13 protein-coding genes are annotated in these 20,638 nt (G+C 49.4%); 8 read left to right on the forward strand and 5 right to left on the reverse strand.

The genetic code is table 11. The features are described from left to right. Positions 1-227: hypothetical protein (locus tag DWU89_RS20615; RefSeq protein WP_158543349.1), on the forward strand; the 227-nt coding region annotated here is incomplete at its 5' end. Between the two features lie 127 nt (positions 228-354). Here DWU89_RS20615 and DWU89_RS07655 read toward each other — a convergent pair. Together DWU89_RS07655 and DWU89_RS07660 are read right to left on the reverse strand one after the other, a co-directional pair. Next, on the reverse strand, positions 355-1,644 hold the full coding sequence (locus tag DWU89_RS07655; protein WP_115499057.1) for an ATP-binding protein: 1,290 nt from the start codon (positions 1,642-1,644) through the stop codon (positions 355-357). A gap of 131 nt (positions 1,645-1,775) precedes the next feature. Further along, positions 1,776-4,622 (reverse strand): bifunctional fucokinase/fucose-1-phosphate guanylyltransferase, encoded by a 2,847-nt coding sequence (locus DWU89_RS07660; RefSeq protein ID WP_115499058.1) that lies wholly within the window; start codon positions 4,620-4,622, stop codon positions 1,776-1,778. 228 nt (positions 4,623-4,850) lie between these two features. Between DWU89_RS07660 and DWU89_RS07665 the strand changes: the two genes are divergently transcribed. The 7 genes from DWU89_RS07665 to DWU89_RS07695 all read left to right on the forward strand — a co-directional run bounded on the left by DWU89_RS07665 (position 4,851) and on the right by DWU89_RS07695 (position 11,837). Continuing rightward, complete coding sequence (locus DWU89_RS07665; RefSeq protein WP_115499059.1) at positions 4,851-5,474, forward strand: master DNA invertase Mpi family serine-type recombinase; 624 nt, start codon at positions 4,851-4,853, stop codon at positions 5,472-5,474. A 314-nt stretch (positions 5,475-5,788) separates the two neighbouring features. Beyond that, positions 5,789-6,250, forward strand: a complete 462-nt coding sequence (gene ndk, locus DWU89_RS07670) for a nucleoside-diphosphate kinase (protein ID WP_115499060.1) — start codon at positions 5,789-5,791, stop codon at positions 6,248-6,250. A 292-nt stretch (positions 6,251-6,542) separates the two neighbouring features. Next, a complete protein-coding gene (locus DWU89_RS07675) occupies positions 6,543-7,049 on the forward strand; it encodes a DUF4494 domain-containing protein (protein ID WP_115499061.1) in 507 nt (168 codons plus the stop codon). Beyond that, positions 7,046-7,714: a YggS family pyridoxal phosphate-dependent enzyme gene (locus DWU89_RS07680; protein ID WP_115499062.1), complete on the forward strand. Its 669-nt coding sequence runs from the start codon at positions 7,046-7,048 to the stop codon at positions 7,712-7,714. The genes DWU89_RS07675 and DWU89_RS07680 overlap by 4 nt, the downstream gene beginning before the upstream one ends. 86 nt (positions 7,715-7,800) lie before the next feature. Continuing rightward, positions 7,801-8,778, forward strand: coding sequence for a dihydroorotate dehydrogenase-like protein (locus tag DWU89_RS07685; protein ID WP_115499063.1), 978 nt, complete (start codon positions 7,801-7,803; stop codon positions 8,776-8,778). Positions 8,779-8,959: 181 nt separating this feature from the next. Then, positions 8,960-9,325, forward strand: coding sequence for a MarR family winged helix-turn-helix transcriptional regulator (locus tag DWU89_RS07690; RefSeq protein WP_115499064.1), 366 nt, complete (start codon positions 8,960-8,962; stop codon positions 9,323-9,325). Between the two features lie 67 nt (positions 9,326-9,392). Then, entirely contained in the window at positions 9,393-11,837 is a 2,445-nt protein-coding gene (locus tag DWU89_RS07695; protein WP_115499065.1) for an FAD-dependent oxidoreductase, read from the forward strand. On the opposite strand, the gene DWU89_RS07700 is transcribed toward DWU89_RS07695, so the two are convergent. From DWU89_RS07700 to DWU89_RS07710, 3 genes are all read right to left on the reverse strand, one after another. After that, complete coding sequence (locus DWU89_RS07700; protein ID WP_115499066.1) at positions 11,830-18,150, reverse strand: glycoside hydrolase family 2 TIM barrel-domain containing protein; 6,321 nt, start codon at positions 18,148-18,150, stop codon at positions 11,830-11,832. The genes DWU89_RS07695 and DWU89_RS07700 overlap by 8 nt on opposite strands. A 27-nt stretch (positions 18,151-18,177) precedes the next feature. Continuing rightward, positions 18,178-18,978 (reverse strand): polysaccharide deacetylase family protein, encoded by an 801-nt coding sequence (locus DWU89_RS07705; RefSeq protein WP_115499067.1) that lies wholly within the window; start codon positions 18,976-18,978, stop codon positions 18,178-18,180. A 160-nt stretch (positions 18,979-19,138) separates the two neighbouring features. Further along, positions 19,139-20,632: a RagB/SusD family nutrient uptake outer membrane protein gene (locus tag DWU89_RS07710; RefSeq protein WP_115499068.1), complete on the reverse strand. Its 1,494-nt coding sequence runs from the start codon at positions 20,630-20,632 to the stop codon at positions 19,139-19,141. Positions 20,633-20,638 lie beyond the last annotated feature (6 nt).

The following is a 20,638-nucleotide window of genomic DNA, read 5'->3' on the forward strand; positions in this document are numbered from 1 at the left end:
ACGATTTGGACGGTCGTAATTGGAAAAAGGACCGTCATAAGGGCAAAAATGCACCTGAATTTCCTTGGGATATTTGGAACGCTGTCCGTTTTATTTTCAAATATTCGATTCTCCGGGAGTTAAGCTTTATCACTTTGACGGTATTTCCGGTTTCCGGCAATCAAATTGCACGCTTTCCGGAACGAGCTGCGCACCTCATCTCCTCTGTTGTCAGTCGAACAGGTTAAAACAGTGAAAAGAGTCAATTCAAAATCGATCAACTTTTCGGACGAAATAGAAAAACATCCCGGAAAGGGGGTTATTGTAAATTTTAACATATTTAAAATCAACTGTCATCACATTTTTCCGACCGAACTAAAAATAGGTAGAAACTGCATAGAGTGGTACATTTGTCATCCAATCTTGTTCACGATAGTCCGACATAGAAAAGCGTAATCCGTGCAACTCTGGATGATCAGCAACAAAAATAGAAAGTGACTTTGAACGAAGATTCTCTTCGGCCTTCGCTTCTATCGGAACTATCTTACTGCCATGCTGAATTAAAAAGTCGATTTCTAACTTCGCATCATTACTATAATAGAATACAGAAGTGTTGTGAGTAGATACCAACTGGCTCATCACATAATTTTCCGTAAAAGCACCTTTGGATTCCTCCATACCGTTATCCGCCACCAATAAATTCTCCGGAGGTGTTTCACTCATTGCTCCTAACAACCCACAGTCCAATAGAAACAACTTAAAACTGGAAATGTCAACATAAAATTTCAAAGGCATTTTAGGCTGTAATATTCTTTCTGCTTTATATACTAATCCGGCATCCATCAACCATTGTATAGCCACCTCAAAATCTTTAGCCCTTCCTCCAGGTTTGGCCACACCATAAATAAACTTCTTGTTTTCCTTTACTAACTGAGAAGGCATAGAACGCCACACCATATTAATGCGGTTGGATTCCGAGATTGGTACATGCTTCGATATGTCTTTTTGATAAGTATAGAGAATATTGTTTTGAATCTCTCTCACTTTCATTGCATCATTGGTCCTAATGAACTCATTTACAGATTCAGGCATGCCACCCACAAAATAATATTCACGTAAAGCCTTGATAAACTCACCCCTAAGAAGTTTTATGGTGATCCAATCTTTTGAACGAAGAATATCTACCATTTGGCTTTTCCCCTTTGCCAATAAGAACTCATCGAATGTCATAGGATAAATATGCAAAATATCTACCTTGCCGACAGGAAATGACTCCCCTCTGTGCATAGAGATACCCAACAATGATCCTGCTACAGCCACATGATACTGAGGCGCATTTTCACAAAAATACTTCAGAACCGACAACCCACGGGGCGACTCTTGAATCTCATCAAGAATAATCAATGTTTTGCCGGCTTCTATGCTTTGCTGCGTGATAGCTCCAATCGCAAGGATAATACGCTGCATATCATAATCCTGCACAAACAAATCTTTTGCCAACTCATTATCATCACAATTGATGTAAGCCACGTTGGCAAACTCCTGCTCACCAAACTTCTTGAGTATATAAGTCTTGCCAACCTGACGTGCACCCGCCAATATAAGAGGCTTCCTACGCTCCTTATTTTTCCATTCCTTGAGTTGTTCTATAATGTTTCTGTACATAGCAATCTATTATTTAATAGCACTTTCCATGCAAATATACAATATTCCGACCGAATATTACGCAAAAAGTCACATTTTTCCGACCGAATATTCTGTGTAAAACCACAAAATATCGACCGAACTTAAGATTCCTATGACCGACTCACTTGCAACCCCTTATCCGAAAGGCTCATTTCGACGAAGCGGGCGTTCTCGTTTTGCGGTTCTGCGGTGAGCAGGCGGCGTATCTGTAAGGCGGCTTCGGGGTCTTTGGCTACGATGTAGAGGTAACCTCCGCCACCGGCGCCGGGAAGTTTGCATCCTAAAGTGTAATCCTGTATGCGCGATATCAAGCGTTCCACAGCGGGAGGATTGGTTCCGGCATCGAGCGCCTTGTTCTGTTCCCAAGTCTTGCCGACCAGCTTGCCGTACGCTGTAAAGTCGCCCCGCAGGATTGCTTCGTACATATCGAGAGCGTGCGCTTTCATCCCGGAAAGCAAGCCAAGATGTGTGCCGCTGTTGAGAAACATTCCACGTACGATTTCGGCCAGGATATCCTTTGCCGTCCGCGTGATTCCCGTGTAATACAGCAAATGACAAGCCCGGTATTCCGGTTCGGTAAAAAGATACTCGGGCAGCCAGCGCACCGATGGATTCTGATGGAAACCTTCGCCTGTCTGCAACAGCTTCAACCCGTGCAGCACACCCCCATACTGGTCTTGCCAGCCGCCACCTGTCGTGAGTAGCTGCTCGAGAATCAGCGTACGGTTGCCGATCTCGTTCTTATCCCATGCCAGACCGCAGAAATCCGACAACGCACCCAACACCGTAGCCGCCAGGATCGAGCTTGTGCCCAATCCGGAACCGGCAGGGATCGCGGCGAGCAACGTCACTTCCAGCCCACAGCCGAATGCTTCCAACTGCTCTTCCAGGGAGTGGAAACGTCCGGCGGAAAATTCGGGGATGAAACCAGCCAGCGCCAATGCAGCTTTCGGGATGGAGAAGGGCGAACCTACTTTCTTGAAATCACGCAGTTCATCCCAGGTGGAAATACACTCCCTCGCACCCATATCGATGGAACGGAGGATAATATGAGGTTCATTTGCCGGTTTCACATAAACCTGCAAGGGCGGTTGTCCGTTCAGCTCGATTGCGACGTTTACCACGTTTCCGCCGGCATACATGCAGTAAGGCGGCGTATCTGTCCATCCTCCCGCAAGATCGATGCGCACAGGGCTACGTCCCCAGACAATCTGGTCGCGATAAACGTTAAGGTGCGGCGATTGCTTCTCGTCAGCTATCGTGCCGGTCAGTCCCTCGCGCAGCAATGAAAAGGCCATCTGTTGCTCCTCATCGCAACGGCTGTCACCCGAAAGCTGCATGACACGGGCACGGAACATATGGTCATGTATGCGCTTCATCAAGGGAGCATCTTCCGGCAATGCTTCGGGCAGTGCAAGGCCTCCGGCAACAAACTCGGAAGCAGCATCAGCCAAATCCAGCTGATAGAAAATACTTTTATCGTGGTTGGCCGCAAGCATGGGCCAGTTCTTTTGCCTGAATGCTTCGCGCTGTGCAAAAAGACGGCGGAGATCAGCCTCATCGGACAACCGGTTGGCCGACATCCTGGTGGCTTCTTCCCAAATCTTCCGCCCTTCTTTCAACTCCGGTTCCGACACCATCCAGCGCATCACAAGGCCCAAGTCGTCCACGTTATGGCAAACGGGAAACAGCGGCGCATTCTGTATATCACCACATGCAGGCAAGCTGACTCCCCGTTCCGAAGCCCACTCCCCTACCGAGCACCCCATAAAGAGCGTCTCCCCATCGGCCATATCTCCCTTGAAAGGATCGTTGAAACCATACGGACGTGCCGCCCAGCCTTCACTATCCACCGGAACCACATCGATACAGACACCAGAGGGAACCCGGAGCGTCCAGTCATTCTCAGGAACACCTGTGATGACATGGCGGTCGGAAAGTGTCCAGCCCTTACCAATGAAACTGTTTTCGATCCATAGCTCGGAGTTATCGGCCGTTAGTGGCCGGCATACTTCGGCGTTCTGAACGAACATGGCGGGATGGGGTTTCACCTTACGCTGCATGATGGCGCGCTGGTCGCGCACGAGATTCTGCACCGCCAGCGTAGACGAGATCAGTTCGCGGCTCGTGCCATAATGATAAAATTCTCCGCCCGGCAGAGGCAGGATAGCGACGGAAAGTGCGTTCAGCTCTTCGTCCTCTATCCGCGGATGCGTACCGAGGGCAAGCCCGAACTCGGAATACAGGTCATATTCCTTCATCTGCTTCCCGTCCGGCGTATAGGAATGTTTCATCAACAGTTCCACCGCCCGGTCGCTAAGCAGCCATACGCCGATATCCATCAGGAAGAGATGTGTGCCGGCCAGATGTCCCAACTCATCGAGAGAAGGTTTCTGAAGCATGAAATCGAGCTGGTCGGGAGCTTTGCGGTTCGACACGAACACACCGTGACGGGTAGCCAGGGCCGGATCGACCCACAGGCCATAGCAAACGACATCCGCTTCGGGTATCGCCTGCAGCGGCTCGCTGTTGCGCAGGTAGACATCGCCGCTGGCAACCAGTGTGTGCAGCGAATCCGGAGCCTTCCGCATGATCTCCTCGTACAACGGAAGCTGCAATGAAAGGAGCGTTTGCGATAATTTCTGCCCTCTTGCCCACCGGAATACGGGGACAGGCGTCAGTATCTTGCCCGACGGCGCATATCCCGGCAAACGGCGGCTCTGCCCCCCGGCATGCAGCAATATGCGTTTCTCCTTTGCCAGCCATTCCTGTACGGGAACAGTCGTTCCGCCATCCTCAGCGATGCGACAGGCTTCCAACAGCCAAGTCGTACCTCCGCCCGAGCCGAGCCGGGCACCGACGGGATCGGATGTGCAAAACCAGTCGGAAATACCTGTATGTGTTATCTCATGGAAACTGCCTACCAGATTGGGCGGCAGCGACAATAATTTCTTCATATTCTATAATTCTTTCCGGCAAATGTACTCCTTTCCACCTTTTCTACGTAAATTTTAATTTAATTTTTGGATTATGGGCGTCTTTCGTTTAAATTATTATATTCACCTTTGTACGAGGGATGCTCTCTTATAATCATACGACAATAAAAAAAGTTGGTAAATACTAATCCCACCCTTTCATTCCTTATTCTGATGTATCTTTAGTTATTCATTTAATATTCAGATAGTATGATATACGGTTATGTAAGAGTCAGTACAGATAAGCAGAGTACTGAAAATCAGCGTTTCGAGATTGAAAACTATTCAAAAGCGAAAGGTTTCCGTATCGATCGTTGGGTAGACGAAACAATCAGTGGGACAACAAGTGTATCTGATCGCCAACTCGGCAGATTATTAAAACAAGTTCGTAAAGGGGACACACTTGTAACGACAGAATTATCAAGGTTAGGACGTAATTTGATGCAGGTTATGAGTTTCCTTCATCAATGTATGGAACGGGATATCATCGTTCTTACCGTCAAAGAGCGCTATGAATTAGGCAATAACATCAATAGCAAAATTCTTGCTTTTGCATTTAGCCTGAGCGCGGAGATCGAACGTAATCTGATTTCGCAACGGACCCGTGAGGCGCTTGCACGTAAAAAAGTGGAGGGCACGAAACTCGGACGCCCCAAAGGGAAAAAACCAGTACAGGTGAAGCTGTCCGGGAAGGAAAATGTCATCCGGAAAATGATCAACGAAAAATGTTCGATGAACGAAATCGCTGAGAAATTCGGAGTCAATCGTCAAACACTCCGGGACTTCCTTCGGGATACATTCCCTGATTGGAGGAAATATAGATATATTAAGTAATCGGACCTTGATAGCTTTATTTGTCTGAATGTTAATCAATGTAACCTTAATGAACTGTTTTTGAGATAATCTATTGTCAGTCAATACGGTTGTTCCCAGCGGGGAAAAGGGTCCGCATACTAAATAATACAATCTCTCTGCGCACAAACGGCATCGTGTGCAGAAGATTTGTTATGTCCCAAAAAAATAACATTCGTATTCTTTTCCACCCTCTATTCCAATATTCTTTATAGAAAATTATACTATAAATTAACCTATTATAAATAAATGTCTTATCTTTGACAATCACGACAAATCTTTAAACACAAATCAGAATGGAAAAGACACTTGTTATCCTGAAGCCATGTACCATTCAGCGAGGACTGATTGGGGAAATTATCTCCCGTTTCGAGAGAAAAGGCTTATGCCTGGCCGGTATGAAAATGACCTGGCTGACAGACGAGATCCTCAGTGAACACTATGCGCACCTGAAAGAAAAACCATTCTTCCAGCGCATCAAAGACGCCATGTCGGTATGTCCCGTAATCGTATGCTGTTGGGAAGGGGTAGACGCCATCCACGTCGTGCGCCAACTCGCGGGAGCCACCAACGGCAGGAATGCCCAGCCGGGAACGATACGCGGAGACTACAGCATGAGTGTCCAGGAAAACATCGTGCATGCCTCCGACTCGCCTGAAACGGCAGCTATCGAACTGAAACGTTTCTTCAATGACGATGAAATTTTCAATTACAAGATGAACAACCTCCTGGCCCTCTATGCCAACGACGAGTTCTGAAAAAATAAAAGAGCCGGCATGCACCGGATAAATCCGAAACACACCGGCTCTGATATTTTAGAACCTTTGCCCTATCCTTCACGAACCGGGCAAAACAACCTAATTACTAATCTAAAAATCTAATACCATGAAAAAACACACTACATTTATATAACCAAAGCATACATCGAAAGGTTCACAAGGATTCCAATAATTGACAAAGAAACCGGTTCCGGTTGTTTAATTCCCGAATTGCCGCTATATTTGTACTGTATTTGTAATATAAGTACGGACATTATTAAACATATAAAATATGCACAACTGGTTTGAATGTAAAGTCTCCTTCGAAAAAGTGCTGGAGAATGGAATGCAAAAGAAAGTGACGGAACCTTATCTGGTTGACGCCCTGTCGTTCACGGAAGCGGAAGCCCGCATCATCGAAGAAATCCGTCCCTTCATATCCGGGGAATTTACAGTGACAGACATCAAACGCGCCCGCCTGTCGGAATTGTTTTTCAACGAAAACGGCGACCGTTTCTATAAAATCAAAGTCTACTTCATCACGCTCGACGAAAAGAGCGGAGCCGAAAAGAAAACCGCTGCACAAATGCTGGCGCAAGCCTCCAACCTGAAAGATGCCATTGCCGTATTGGAAGACGGCATGAAAGGCACATTGGCCGATTATACCATCGCATCCGTTGCGGAAACCCAACTGATGGACGTCTTCCCCTTTGACGCCAACAACGTCCCCGCAGAGAAGAAATCCGGAGAAGAACTGATAGCCGAACAGAAAAAACAGGCGGAAGCAAGAGAGGCATGAGCATCACCGAAAATATAACAAGACTGAGAGCATCGCTGCCGGCAGGTGTCACGCTGGTGGCGGTCTCCAAGTTTCATCCCGTCGAGGCCCTGCAGGAAGCCTACGATGCCGGACAACGTGTATTTGGTGAAAGCCGGGCCCAGGAACTGACAGCGAAACAAAAAGTATTGCCCGGTGACATAAAATGGCATTTTATCGGCCCGCTCCAAAGTAACAAGGTGAAAGACATCGCGCCGTTCATCCACACCATTCACAGCATCGACTCGCTGAAGTTGCTACAGGAGGTGAACAAACAGGCAGCCAAACACGAACGGACCGTCAACGTCCTGTTAGAGATACACGTTGCACAGGAGGAAGCCAAACACGGATTCAGTCCAGACGAATGCCGCGAACTATTGCGCGGACTGGCGCCCGACGCCCTTCCGCATATCCGTATCTCCGGACTTATGGGAATGGCTACCAACACCGACGACACGACGCTGATACAACAGGAGTTCCATACGCTTCACACCCTTTTTACAGAGCTAAGAGACTCTGTTTTTAAAGGGAACAGCCATTTTCGTGAACTGTCCATGGGAATGAGCCACGACTACCCTATCGCCATCCGCGAAGGCAGCACAATGATACGTGTCGGCACAAGTATTTTCGGGGAAAGGGAGTATTGAGCTTTTAACCATTTTAAATAGCATGAATGAATATTCGACAAAATAAATATTTACTTTTGTAATCGTTGAACATAATTGAATCTGACATGATTGACATTAAAACCCAATATGCGGGCCTTACGCTCCGTAATCCACTGATCGTTGGCAGTTCAGGATTAACAAACAACCCTGAACGGAATAAAGAATTTGAAAAAGCAGGTGCAGGTGCCATCGTATTGAAATCACTCTTCGAAGAGCAGATTGAAATGCAGAGCGACGTGCTGATGCAAGATTCGGATTATCCCGAAGCAGCCGATTACATACACGGTTATGTAAAAGCCAATCAGATTAACAGCTATCTGGAACTGATCCAGAAAACGAAAGAGCTATGCACCATCCCCGTCATTGCAAGCATCAACTGCTACAAATCGGATGCATGGATCGAGTTTGCACGCCAGATCCAGCTGGCAGGAGCCGATGCTCTCGAGCTTAACGTGTTCTTCCTGGAGACGGATCTGACCTACAGCAGTGAAAACATGCGCGACCTGTATGTCAGCATCATCCGTAAAGTCAAGGAAACCATTTCCATTCCGGTGATGATCAAAATAAGCAAAATGGTCGGAAATATTCCGGCACTTGCCCATACGCTGACGATAAACGGTGCAGACGGTATCGTCCTCTTTAACCGTTTCTACCAACCGGACATCGACATCAACAATATGCAAATCGTATCCGGTAACGTATTCAGCAACCATTCCGACCTAAGCGATACGTTGCGCTGGACAGCCATTGTCTCCGGCAAGATACCCGGAATCAGCATCGCCTCCTCTACCGGAGTACACGACTGGGAAGATGTCGTCAAATGCCTGCTGGCAGGCGCATCTGCCGTACAAATGTGCAGCGCAATCTACACGCATGGAGCAGAAATCATCTCACAAGTGCTTACCTGCATAGAAGAATGGATGCACCAGGCACACTACCAGTCGCTCGACCAGTTCAAAGGCAAGCTGAACTATGCCAACATCCCGAACCCGGCCATGTACGAACGGTCGCAGTTTATGAAATACTTCTCTAACAGAGACTAAACGTATTCTTAACTTATCACACAAAAAAGAGAATGGAGCATATCTATTCTCTTTTTTGTTTTCCGACGGTTCCGGACGGTTTCAAAAAGAAACATTTATATCCGGATAAATATTTTCCACTAAACAATATTCATATTAAAAATAATATATATCTTTGCACACATCAACAATAAACAAAGACATGGAATCAATTTGTGCGATTAAAGATATATACAAAACATTATATCAATTCGAGAAAGCATTTGCCGAAGTACACGATATTACAATCAACGAGGCCATGCTGCTCTGCTGCCTGAAAGACGGCGAGACAAAATCAGCTGGGATGATCAGCGAATACATCGGCCTGTCGAACTCACGCGTCTCGAAAGTGATAACAGCCGTTGAGAACAAAGGCTATATCCGCCGCAATATCAATAAAAACGATAAACGGCAGATGTTCTTCTCCCTCACTCCTGACGGGAAAGAAAAAATACGGCAAATGATGAACGCGGAGCTGCGCTTCGACGGACTGTTCGGGAAACTGAAAGCTTGTATGGAAAAAGGTTGATCCCTTTTTTTACCCAAAAACTTTCTATTAGCAAATATGTATAATAAACATAAATAACTATAACAATATGAAGTACTTGATTATCGGAGGTGTAGCCGGAGGTGCTACCGTAGCAGCACGCCTGCGCAGGATGGACGAAAAGGCCAATATCATCCTATTTGAACGAGGTAAATATGTATCGTATGCAAACTGTGGACTACCTTATTACATAGGTGGCACGATCAACAGCCGTGAGAAACTATTCGTGCAGACGGTAAAAGGCTTTACAAACCGTTTCCGCATCGACATCCGCACCGAACAGGAGGTGACTGCCATCCGTCCGGACAAAAAAGAGGTCGAAGTGAAGAACCTATCCACCGGCGAAACCTATACGGAAAGTTACGACAAGCTGGTTCTCTCACCGGGTGCCGAACCGCTCCGCCCGAGCATCGAAGGAATCGGAAGCAAAAAGATATTCACCCTACGCAACGTGCCTGACACAGACACGATCAAGGCATACGTCAACGAAGAAAAGCCCAAACGCGCCGTTGTAGTGGGCGGCGGATTCATAGGCTTAGAGATGGCAGAGAACCTGCATGAACAAGGAATCCACGTCGATGTAGTGGAAATGGCAAACCAGGTGATGGCCCCGTTAGACTTCTCGATGGCAGCAATCGTACACCAGCAACTGACAGACAAAGGAGTCGGCTTGCATCTTGAGGATGGCGTCAGCCGATTCGAGGAAAAGAATGGCGGTGTGACCGTACACCTGCGCAGCGGCAAACAAATTGCGACCGACATGGTATTGCTTAGCATCGGCGTACGCCCGGAAACCAGATTGGCAAAAGAGGCCGGCCTGTCTCTCGGATCGTTGGGAGGCATTGCCGTCAATGAATATATGCAGACTTCCGCCCCGGACATCTATGCCCTTGGCGATGCCGTAGAGGTACGCCACCTCGTGACCGGCAAGCCGGCCCTCATCCCGTTGGCAGGACCGGCCAACAAACAAGGCCGGATCGTAGCCGATAATATCGTATACGGAAACAAAGAAGTGTATCCGGGAACGATGGGCACATCTATCGCCAAAGTGTTCGACCTGACGGTTGCCACTGCCGGCGCCAATGCCAAGTTGCTGAAACGGGAGAAGATCGTTTATCTGTCCTCCTACACACATAGCGCGTCGCATGCGGGCTACTATCCCGGCGCCATTCCGCTGTCTGTCAAGATACTGTTTGCTCCGGAAAGCGGGAAGTTGTTAGGGGCGCAAGTAGTCGGCTTCGCAGGAGTGGACAAACGGATCGAGATGCTGGCACAGGTGATCCAACGCGGTGGAACGGTCTATGACCTTATTGAATTGGAACACGCCTATGCTCCGCCCTACTCGTCTGCCAAAGACCCGGTGAATATGGCAGGGTTCGTTGCCGAGAATATACTGAAGGGAAAATCCCGGATCATCCACTGGCGCGAAATAGACGGACTATCCGCCGACACGATACGGCTCGATGTCCGTACACGCGAGGAATACAAATTAGGCACGATCCCCGGTTTTATCAATATCCCGGTAGACGAACTGCGCGAACATCTTGCCGAACTGCCAAAAGAGAAACCGATCGTCGTGACCTGTGCCGTCGGGTTGCGTGGTTACCTGGCCTATCGCATTCTGACGCAGAACGGGTTTACAAATGTGCGCAACCTGTCCGGAGGTTACAAGACATGGAGCATAGCGACCGCCCCTGTTAAAGAGATAGACGATTGCCCGGCTAACTCGTCGCAGGCTGCAAACTGCGGATGTTCGGCATCCCAAGCCACCACCCTGAAAGTAGACGCCTGCGGACTGATGTGCCCGGGCCCCGTGATGCAACTGAAGAAGAACTATGCGGCACTGGGTACAGGCGAACAGCTCCTGATTACAGCCACCGACCAGGCTTTCGGCAAAGATGTAGCCTCCTGGTGCAAAATGACCGGTGCCGAACTGGTATCGTTAGAAAATAAAAACGGAGTAGTTGCCGCCACAATCCGCAAACAGGAGAAGCAGGAGGCTTGTAACCTTCCGGGCAAGACGGCCGACAACAAGACACTGATCGTCTTTAGTGACGACCTCGACAAAGCATTGGCCTCCTTCGTCATTGCCAACGGAGCAGCATCGACAGGCCGGAAAGTGACAATGTTCTTCACCTTCTGGGGACTGGACATCATCAAGAAACACCGAAAACCAACCGTCTCAAAAGACCTTTTCGGCAAAATGTTCGGCTGGATGCTCCCGGCCCACAGCGGAAAGCTCAAACTGTCGAAAATGAATATGGGCGGCGCCGGAAGCCGGATGATGCGCCTCATCATGAAAAAGAAGCGGATCGACAGCTTGGAAAGCCTCATACAACAAGCCGTAGACAATGGTATCGAAATGATTGCCTGCACCATGAGCATGGACGTTATGGGCATACAGAAAGAGGAACTGCTGGACAACGTCACGCTGGGCGGTGTAGCTTCCTACCTCGAACGGGCGGAGGAAGCGAATGTGAACCTGTTCATCTGACAAGCATCGGTTCATATCTGACCGAAGCAACGTTGATTTCCATCTCCACAGCGGGCATTCTTTCTGCTGAAACTTTCAGTTGCATTGTTCCACTCTTCGTGCCAGGTTGCAAAATAACCTGGCACTTTCCCTGATACGTAGTGCAGGCCGGATTACGGAAACTCTCCATATCATCCGGCGCAGCATTACCGGAGGCAAGCAAAGTGCCCTCTCCTTCCACTGAGAACCGAAGGCGGACAGGACAATCAGGTACTACGCGTCCCTCCTCATCCACGACACGAACCTGCACGAAAGCCAGGTCATTCGGATCGGCTGCTACCGTTGTCTTCTCCGGAACCAGCACGATATGATGCGGGCGGCCGGTTGTTTGCAACGATTTACGTACGACCTCCCGCCCCTCTTTTATACCGACAGCAAGAAGTTCGCCCGCCGAGAAGGGGACATCAAAGGCTGCAACTAACTTACCGGTTACGGCCTTCGTCTCCAACAACTTCCCATTCAGGTACAGCCGCACGGAGTCACAGCGCGAGTAAGCACGGACATTCAGCGTTTCCCCTTCATGCCCCCGCCAGTTCCAATGAGGCTGTTCGTCCGGCCAGCCCCATTTGCTGATCACTTCGCGCTCACCTGCGGGGACAGGAGCATGGACAAGCAGTTCCAGATCACTCCTTCCCCACACCACATCACGGAAGAAAGACTGCGGTTTCTTATCTCCGTTTATATCCAGGTCACCACAGTTGGACAGATACCAGGGCCACGAACGGGTGGGCGTCGAATAGGGCCTGTCGTCACGGGTGTAACTAAAATTACCGATTCCGACCTCTCCTATATAATCCATTCCGGTCCAGACAAAATCTCCCAACACAAAGGGATAAAGATTTGCCGCCTGCCAGTTTTCAAGCGTCTCGATAGGGAAACTTTCGGTGCCGACCATTATCCGGAAAGGATGCGCCCTATTGTCGGAAAGGTAACGCCCTTTTTCGTAATTGTAGCCACCCAAATCCAGCAGGGCATACGCAGGGGCGGATTCTTCCCACACACGCCCTTTCTGTTCCCAGAAAGCGCAAATCGCCTGCGTGACGGGGCGGGTCGTATCGAGGGACTTCACAACCGAAACCAATTCGGCGGCAATCCTGAGCCCGGAACTATCGGCACGCTCATATATCTCGTTGCCGATACTCCAGATAATGACACTGGGATGATTACGGTCGCGTTTCACGAACGACGCCAGGTCCCGTGCCGCATGTTCCCGGAAAAAGAGATGATAATCCAAGTCGCGCTTGGGATGTTCCCACATATCGAAAGCCTCGTCAATCACCAGCATCCCCAAACGGTCGCAGGCATCGAGAAACTGTTCGGAAGGCGGGTTATGGCTGGTGCGGATGGCATTGAAGCCGTTTTCTTTCAGCAGGCGCACCTTGCGCATTTCCGCACCGTCATAAGCGGCTGCCCCTAACAGGCCGTTATCATGATGCAGACAAGCCCCTTTCAACTTAACAGGGATGCCGTTCAACAAGAGACCTTTGTCCACAGAGAAATCCAACGAACGAATGCCAAAAGCAGTCCGGTAGAAATCGGTCGTTTCATCTGAAGAGAGAATCCGAATGCGGGCTTCATACAAGGCAGGAGAGTCGACCGACCATAGTTCCGGCCGCTCCACTTCAGCTGTAAGCCGGAAAGTCTCCGACCCGTTTGCACTGATCTTGCCGGGATATTCTTTCGTCTCGACGGCAGTCCCGTCGGGTTGCACAAGCGTAAGCTGCACAACCACATCCGCCTCTGCATCCGTCAGGTTCCGGACAGGAAGAGTGATGTCCACTTTTGCCTGTGCGGGCGTGATTTCGGGTGTCTGTACCTGTACCTCATCATCCGGAATAAAGAGCTTACCGGAGACAGCCAGCCTGACATGCCGGTAGATGCCCGATCCAGGATACCACCGGCTGTTATCGCCGGGATTAAAGGCGCGGACTACAATTAAATTCTCTTTTCCGGCAGGATTCAGGAATGGAGTCAGATCGTATCCGAAAGGCATATATCCATTCGGATGGAAACCGAGGTGATGCCCGTTGATCCAGACATCTGAACGTTCCATCACACCATCGAAACGGATACCGACCTGTTGTCGGGAAGTCCATTCGTCCAATATGAAACGCTTGCGATACCAACCTGTACCACCTGGAATATTCCCGGTGGAGACCGAATCCTTGATCCCTTTTACAAACGGGCCAACGTGTCGGTCGTCCTTCGGATAGCGGCGTTCGATGCTGAAATCGTGCGGAAGCGTGAGTGTGCGCCAACTGGAGTCGTCGAAGGAGATACCGGAGGCATCCACCACGGAATCTTCGCAGAACTTCCAGTCTTCGTCAAAAAGGCGGTCACCGTAGAGTGTCGCGGCATAAGCGGGATCGGTAGACGGAGCCTGCAGCTCAGGGTATTTAACTCCGTAATATCCCGTAACGGCGGCAAGCAGGAAATAGTAATTATCTGCCAGATAGTTATATCCGGTAGGAGCCCCTCCTTTTGTCCGCCAGTCTACACTTTGCAGATAGCCGGTGAATACGCCGGAATGGGTATATTCGCGCTCGTAAGTTGCCATCATGGTGAATAGAATCTCGTCGGCATCACGGCGCATTCCAACGTTATATAATGCTTGAATGAAATGATAAGCCGCCTGACCGCAAAGGCCGCCATTCTCGTAGCGTCCCCAGCGAGTCATTTCCTCCCAGGTTCCCAAGTCCTCTTTGGCTACGGGAACAAGCGGGCCGGGTATGCCGTAGACATAATCATATCCCTCCTCCTTCAGCTTCTTCAACATCTTTTGCAGGATTTGACGGGCACGCTTTTCGGGCACCAAGCCTTCGTTGATCGCCATCGAACTGATAAAGGTGAACTGATAATCGTGCACTCTCCCGTCACGGCTGATCCATCCGGCATACATTCCGGTTTCCGGATTATAGAATGTGGAATCAAAGGCCGAACGGAACTTATCAAGCTGAGTACCAACCGCCTTCGCTTCATCCGGCAGACCAAGCAGGTTTAGCACTTTCTGCATTCCGGTCAAAGCACGATAGGCGTGCAAGTTGACATAAGCGTCTTTATGCCCGAATGCAAAATCGTCCCACCAATTCAGGCTTTCGCGGTTCGGAGTCATATAATTCCCGTGAAAAGGAGATTCAAAAATACCATCTCCATCCGTATCAGTAGCCAAGACACCGCGTACAAGCCGGGAAATCTCATCCTGATAACGCCGGATAAAAGCCCAATCATTCGTCGCTAACAGGTAGTCATAGAGGGAGATCAGCGTCACTTCAGTACTTTCCCACCCGTAACCACCGCCAAGGCGATTGTTTTCGCCGATCCGTTCGCGCAAGGCCACTTCGATGGAAGTACGCAGAGCGTCGCATACCGAATACGTCCCGGACAAAGCGGGCGTGAAGGGAATCATATCCGCCTTAAACGCCAAAGCCAGATGACCGACGCCTTCCAAAAGGATGTTATCGCCCATCGACTGATGGATAGGATTGACCGTAAATGTGTTCTGCCAGCAACGCTTCAAGCCGTCGAAGCGAGCGTCCGAGAAGTCACAGCCCGGAAGCTGCGGATAGTTTTCTTCGAGCACCGTAAAGGTTAATCCGGCCTCCTTCAACGGTTTCTCCGAATGGAAAGACAGGATGACCGAACCTGTGTGGACGGACTTCCGCCAGGCATGCCCTCCACGATTGAAAGGGCCGAGGTTGAGCCCGGTATTGTCGTAGTCCGGCACGAAATGTTCCTGCAGATAAATGTCGGGATCGTCAGCTTCAACCTTCACCAACCCGCAGTCGGGGAAATGCAAAACGACAGGAAGACGGAAAGAGGCTTTTATTATTTTCGGTGTATAGATAGAAACAGGAGTATCATATTGAGAAGAGGGTTCCCGCGTTGTTTTCTCCGCCCATACGGAAACCGGAGAAATATCGGGAGCAGTATGCACACGGAAAAACTCGCCTTCAATAGCATCCGACACACTCCGGACAGACAGGCTGAAACGCCTATCACCCGAAGGTTCGACAACACAATCCAGCCGGTTCTTCCTCCCAAGAGGCACATCTTCATAAACCGTTTTCCAACCGTCGCAAACCGCAGGCGCCTGTTTGCCGAAAGAACTTTCATCCTCTCCTATCAGGCATCCGCCTTTTCCGGGACGCAGCAGCGACTTGTCCTGATAACGCCTGTTCCTTCCGCCCGATTCGACATTGAAATAAGACATCATCGGAAAATCTTTTGCCCAGGAAAGGGCATAATACGGGGAAACATAGGTGATAAAATCTCCGGAAGTGTCCACCTTTACATGAGAAGCATCCTCCTCCGGCCGATCAACAAGGATAAAGACGGGGCGCTCACTGACATCGACTTCCACCTTGCCGGCTTTGACAGAAAGCGTTCGTTTCTCACCAAAATCTTTCTTATCCTCCAAAGAAACCTGTACAGCCTCTTTGGCAGAAGGATAGTCAAGGCGAAGCTGGTAGCGGTCTTTGCGTGTCCCGTCGCTGGTCGGACACCAGAGGGCATATGCCAGCTTTCCGGTGTTCCGGTCTTTATAGCGATACACACAAATATCCTTATTACCCGATGCACATTCGGCATCGAACACCATACCGGAAAGGGCTGTTTTCATTGTTTTGACGTAATACCAGGATGGTTTGTATTCGCCATCCACCGTAAAGAATCCGCAACTTCCGTACACCCCCAGGGTATAGCCTTTTATGTCGTTGGCCAGAAACATCATCATGCGGTCCAGCCCGGCAGCCGAACCGGCAAGGTAAGCTCTGACAAGCCACTGCCCCTGAATCTCGTTCATGGTGATTCCGTCCGGATAAAGCTTATGGCCTTTGGCTGCGGACTGGTAAGTGTTCGGATCGGTGTCCCAACCAAATTCGGTGAGCCAGATCTCTTTGTCCGGCAGGTTGGCATTCCGCCACTTCACTAACTTTTCCAGTTTTTCCTTCAACCCGTCTTCCTCCGGACTGATCCCGTAGGCTGTTTCTTTCGGATGCTGCTTGCCACGTGTGTTACAATAATGATGCACATTGATGACATCGGCAGGAAAAGAACCGTTGCGGTAGTAATCCGACCACAGCTTCATGGCCTGGATATAACTAAGGGACAAACCGACCAAGCCGCCGAATACATACTTCATATCCGGATCGGCCTGCTTTACTCCGAAGCCCTCGCCCATTGTTCCTAAATGGCCGTCGTAGGAGGCACTGCAAAAGGCGGAAAACACATAAGGATTGAAATGCTCCCCGGGATCGCCCCATTCACGGTTTCCTTCGTTCCAGTTCTCAAAATACCGGATCAAGCCGAGTCCGCTTTTCTTCGGGGCGGCTTCTGTAGTACGCAACAAGCGGTCGGGTATCTTCCGGGAACCATAGCGTGCGACATATTGAAAAGAATAATCGGCCATGACACGGTATGTCTCGGGCTTAGCGGGATCACCTCCGAAATCAGGGATGCGCTCGGCCTGGTTTTTCGCATCCACATGACGGTGTATGCAGGGGATGCAATCGACACCCATCTCTTTCAGTTTCCTGTAATAATCATCACTGTTGCCATCCCGCAAAGTCGCCCATGAAATAGGGGTTTGAAGATCCGTCACGCCATTCCAACCCCAAGGCCGGTATTCACGGACACAACCTACCGCTTCGTGTGCCTTATCCGGGGTATTGATATAGGAATTCATACCGATGAAAAGATCCATCGGACAAGGTTCGGGGCGCTTTCCGGCAGGCTTGGCCACAGGTTCGAGATCACCGAGCGGCTCGCCTTCTATCAGAATCTCATTGATGGCCAGGTCGCAATTCTCCGGGTATTGCCCGTCGAGATTACACATGACGGTTGCATTCTTCTGCAACCGGATATAGCGAGTTTGCATCGGACAAGCGATCTTCACCCACTTCCCGCCATTGCGGAGGGGTTGCCTGACCGAGTCGCACCATTCGAAAGGACGCCCGCCCGAAACTTTCAGATAGCCGCCTTCCACACGATAAGACTTCGGAGCGTCGAACACATAAACGGCGTCAATGCGGTACATCCGTTTCAAATCGATCACCAACCCGGCCGGCCAGCAATTCACATTGCCAGAAGTGATCCACCGGGTAACCGGTCTTTTACTCATATCCTGCTCATCGAACCATGACATATAGTCACCCGAGCCGGATTCATCCGTCACCATATCATCCGTTATCTTTATAATAGAGGCCTGTGCCCTGAGACCGGAACGGACGGCAGGGAACAATAAAGTGACAATTATCAGGAATATTCGTATATACATTGGTTTTTTCAAATATAAAATTGATTTCTATTTCTTAGCCTGTTCAGCTACATAATCGAGCACATCAGAGAATGTTCCGACCCAGATTTCATCGGAATGGGCAGCCAGGAAGTCCACTAACTTCTGATGTTCGGCTGCATCGACCGTCAGATAATCGCCGCCAACGCCATGAAAGACGATGATGCCGAGTCCGTGTTTGTCGAGTGCGTCCTGCACATATTTGATCAGGTCGTCAGCCTTGCATCCGGTCAAGGCGGGAAGAGTCGGGATCAAGGCAAAATTCAGCGTCTTCGCATCTTCCACCACATGCCGCCCGGCAGCTCCACGGCAATACTTGACCAGTCCGGAGTCCAGCAAAGGCCGGGAATAATCCTCTCCCCCGGCTACACTTTGTCCGCAAGGATAGGCGTAGGCATGTTCCTTTTTCCCGTCAATGGCATAGAGGAAACTGTTCATCATCCCGATCTCCGTCAGCATGTCTTTCACCGAATAGCATTCGAGGGAGCGGCAGAGTGAAGAAGATGATGTTTCAACTGTTCCGGCCAGGCATGGATGAAAAAGGCTGTGGTTGCCCAATTCGTGTCCGCGCCGGGCAGCTTCGCGCCATTCGGGGATGTCGCTGTCTTTCACGACCTGGCCATAGAGAAAGAAGGTTCCCCGGAAACCTTTCGCTTCCAGTTGGGGCATCACGATATCGCGCTGGGATTTCAGCCCGTCGTCGTAGGTCAATACTATGGCAGCTTTTTTACCGTCCGGCCAGGAAATCTGTGCCTGTGCACCGCAAACGGACAGGCAAACGAGTAAGAGAATTAAAACCGTTTTATTCATAATTGTAATATTTACAGGAATTTCTCCCTAAATGTAATAGGTTTATCCGAATGAGTCATCCGGAAAGCATCTTTTAACGTAAAAAAGCTGCCGGGACTTCAAAAACTCGTTACAAAGCTGCAACTGATTTTTAGGAATCCCGACAGCCTCTTTCTTTTTATCAATCACCCAGAGCCGGGTTCAGCAAGACTTCCGTATAAGGAATCGGAGCAAAATATTTGCTCTTGTCGATCGAACCTTGCGGTTTCAGGTCGTCGGCATCTTTATATTGGTTCATCTCCTCGACTTTCTCCGTGCGGACAAGATCGAACCAGCGGCAGTATTCGCCACAGAATTCCCATCCCTTCTCATCAATCACGGCATTCCGGAAAGCTGTCTGGTTCAAGCCTGCCGGCAAATCTTCCAGTCCGGCACGACGACGAACTTTATTTACACAATCATAAGCCATCGCATTCGGAGCCCCATCAGCCATCGTCTGCGCCTCGGCATAAATCAGCAGGATTTCAGCGAAACGCAGGTAGTTCAGGTCGCGGCCACCCATATGGTCACTACCGCTGTAGTTCGGTTCGTTCGGAACCATCCCATCGCGATATTTAGCTAAGAACGGATGCTTGAAAGTACTTTCCTGCCAAGGCGTTTGCGCACCATCCGTACGGCTTGTAAAGAGTGTCAAGTAAGTTGCATCCTTACGCGGTCCTTCCGGGAAACGGTTAAAGAAACCGATCTCGCAAAACACCTGGTCCCATCCATTTTCCTCGCTCGGCTGTGTATTCAGGCCCGTGAACGTATTCATATTCTGATTTCCGCAATCATTAAAATTACAGAAGATAATAGCCCACAGGATTTCAGGGTTTCCGTCCGAATCCCATTTCCATAAATCAGCGAAATTCTCCAATAAATAGAAAAGACCGCTGTCGATCACATCCTTCGCTTCCTTAGCAGCCAAGGCATATTTATCCGTTTCGTTCAGCGGATAACCTGCCATCATCAGATAGACCTGTGCCAATACGCCTTTGGCCGACATCTTACACGGACGTCCGACACTGGCCGGCAATTCGTCCGGGAGATTATCGATCGCATACTGCAAATCCTCTATAATCTGCGTATAGACCTCTTTGATCGGAGACTTAGGCAAATTATAATTCATTGTGTTATCCAATTGCAATGGTATTTCACCGAAAACACGAACCATCCAGAAATAAGACCAGGCACGCAAGAACCGCGCTTCCGACTTAGCCTTCGTCTTTGCAGATTCAGCAATGGTCATATTATCGACATTATTCAACAGATTATTGGCTGCGAAAACAACCCTGAAAGGAGCTGTCCACGAAGCTGCTTTCAAACCGTCATTCGTAGACGAAGGGTTAAAGGTGTCGAACTGTACATAATCCGGTTTACCGGCCTGCGAAGTCAAATCGTCCGCCCCCATCAGAGGAACCCAAATATTCGTATGCCCCAATCCGCCCCAACGGTTGGAAGCCAACTGTGCATAAACTCCCGTCAGTGCTGCATCCAAATCTTCTTCCGTAGAGAAATAAGAATCGGCAACCAACGTACCCGCCGGATTCTCATCCAAACTCTGGCAACCGCCAAACAACCCCAAGAAGCAAGCGCCTCCGAGAATAGATGAAACTATATATTTTAATGTATTCATATCTCA

Source organism: Parabacteroides acidifaciens (assembly GCF_003363715.1).
In the GTDB taxonomy this organism is placed as follows: domain Bacteria; phylum Bacteroidota; class Bacteroidia; order Bacteroidales; family Tannerellaceae; genus Parabacteroides; species Parabacteroides acidifaciens.

What these genes read in the sequence shown, in the direction of transcription:
- DWU89_RS07655 (WP_115499057.1), bottom strand. Translation starts at nt 1,644, where the DNA reads ATGTACAGAAACATTATAGAACAACTCAAGGAATGGAAAAATAAGGAG.
- DWU89_RS07660 (WP_115499058.1), bottom strand. Translation starts at nt 4,622, where the DNA reads ATGAAGAAATTATTGTCGCTGCCGCCCAATCTGGTAGGCAGTTTCCAT.
- DWU89_RS07665 (WP_115499059.1), top strand. Translation starts at nt 4,851, where the DNA reads ATGATATACGGTTATGTAAGAGTCAGTACAGATAAGCAGAGTACTGAA.
- ndk (WP_115499060.1), top strand. Translation starts at nt 5,789, where the DNA reads ATGGAAAAGACACTTGTTATCCTGAAGCCATGTACCATTCAGCGAGGA.
- DWU89_RS07675 (WP_115499061.1), top strand. Translation starts at nt 6,543, where the DNA reads ATGCACAACTGGTTTGAATGTAAAGTCTCCTTCGAAAAAGTGCTGGAG.
- DWU89_RS07680 (WP_115499062.1), top strand. Translation starts at nt 7,046, where the DNA reads ATGAGCATCACCGAAAATATAACAAGACTGAGAGCATCGCTGCCGGCA.
- DWU89_RS07685 (WP_115499063.1), top strand. Translation starts at nt 7,801, where the DNA reads ATGATTGACATTAAAACCCAATATGCGGGCCTTACGCTCCGTAATCCA.
- DWU89_RS07690 (WP_115499064.1), top strand. Translation starts at nt 8,960, where the DNA reads ATGGAATCAATTTGTGCGATTAAAGATATATACAAAACATTATATCAA.
- DWU89_RS07695 (WP_115499065.1), top strand. Translation starts at nt 9,393, where the DNA reads ATGAAGTACTTGATTATCGGAGGTGTAGCCGGAGGTGCTACCGTAGCA.
- DWU89_RS07700 (WP_115499066.1), bottom strand. Translation starts at nt 18,150, where the DNA reads ATGTATATACGAATATTCCTGATAATTGTCACTTTATTGTTCCCTGCC.
- DWU89_RS07705 (WP_115499067.1), bottom strand. Translation starts at nt 18,978, where the DNA reads ATGAATAAAACGGTTTTAATTCTCTTACTCGTTTGCCTGTCCGTTTGC.
- DWU89_RS07710 (WP_115499068.1), bottom strand. Translation starts at nt 20,632, where the DNA reads ATGAATACATTAAAATATATAGTTTCATCTATTCTCGGAGGCGCTTGC.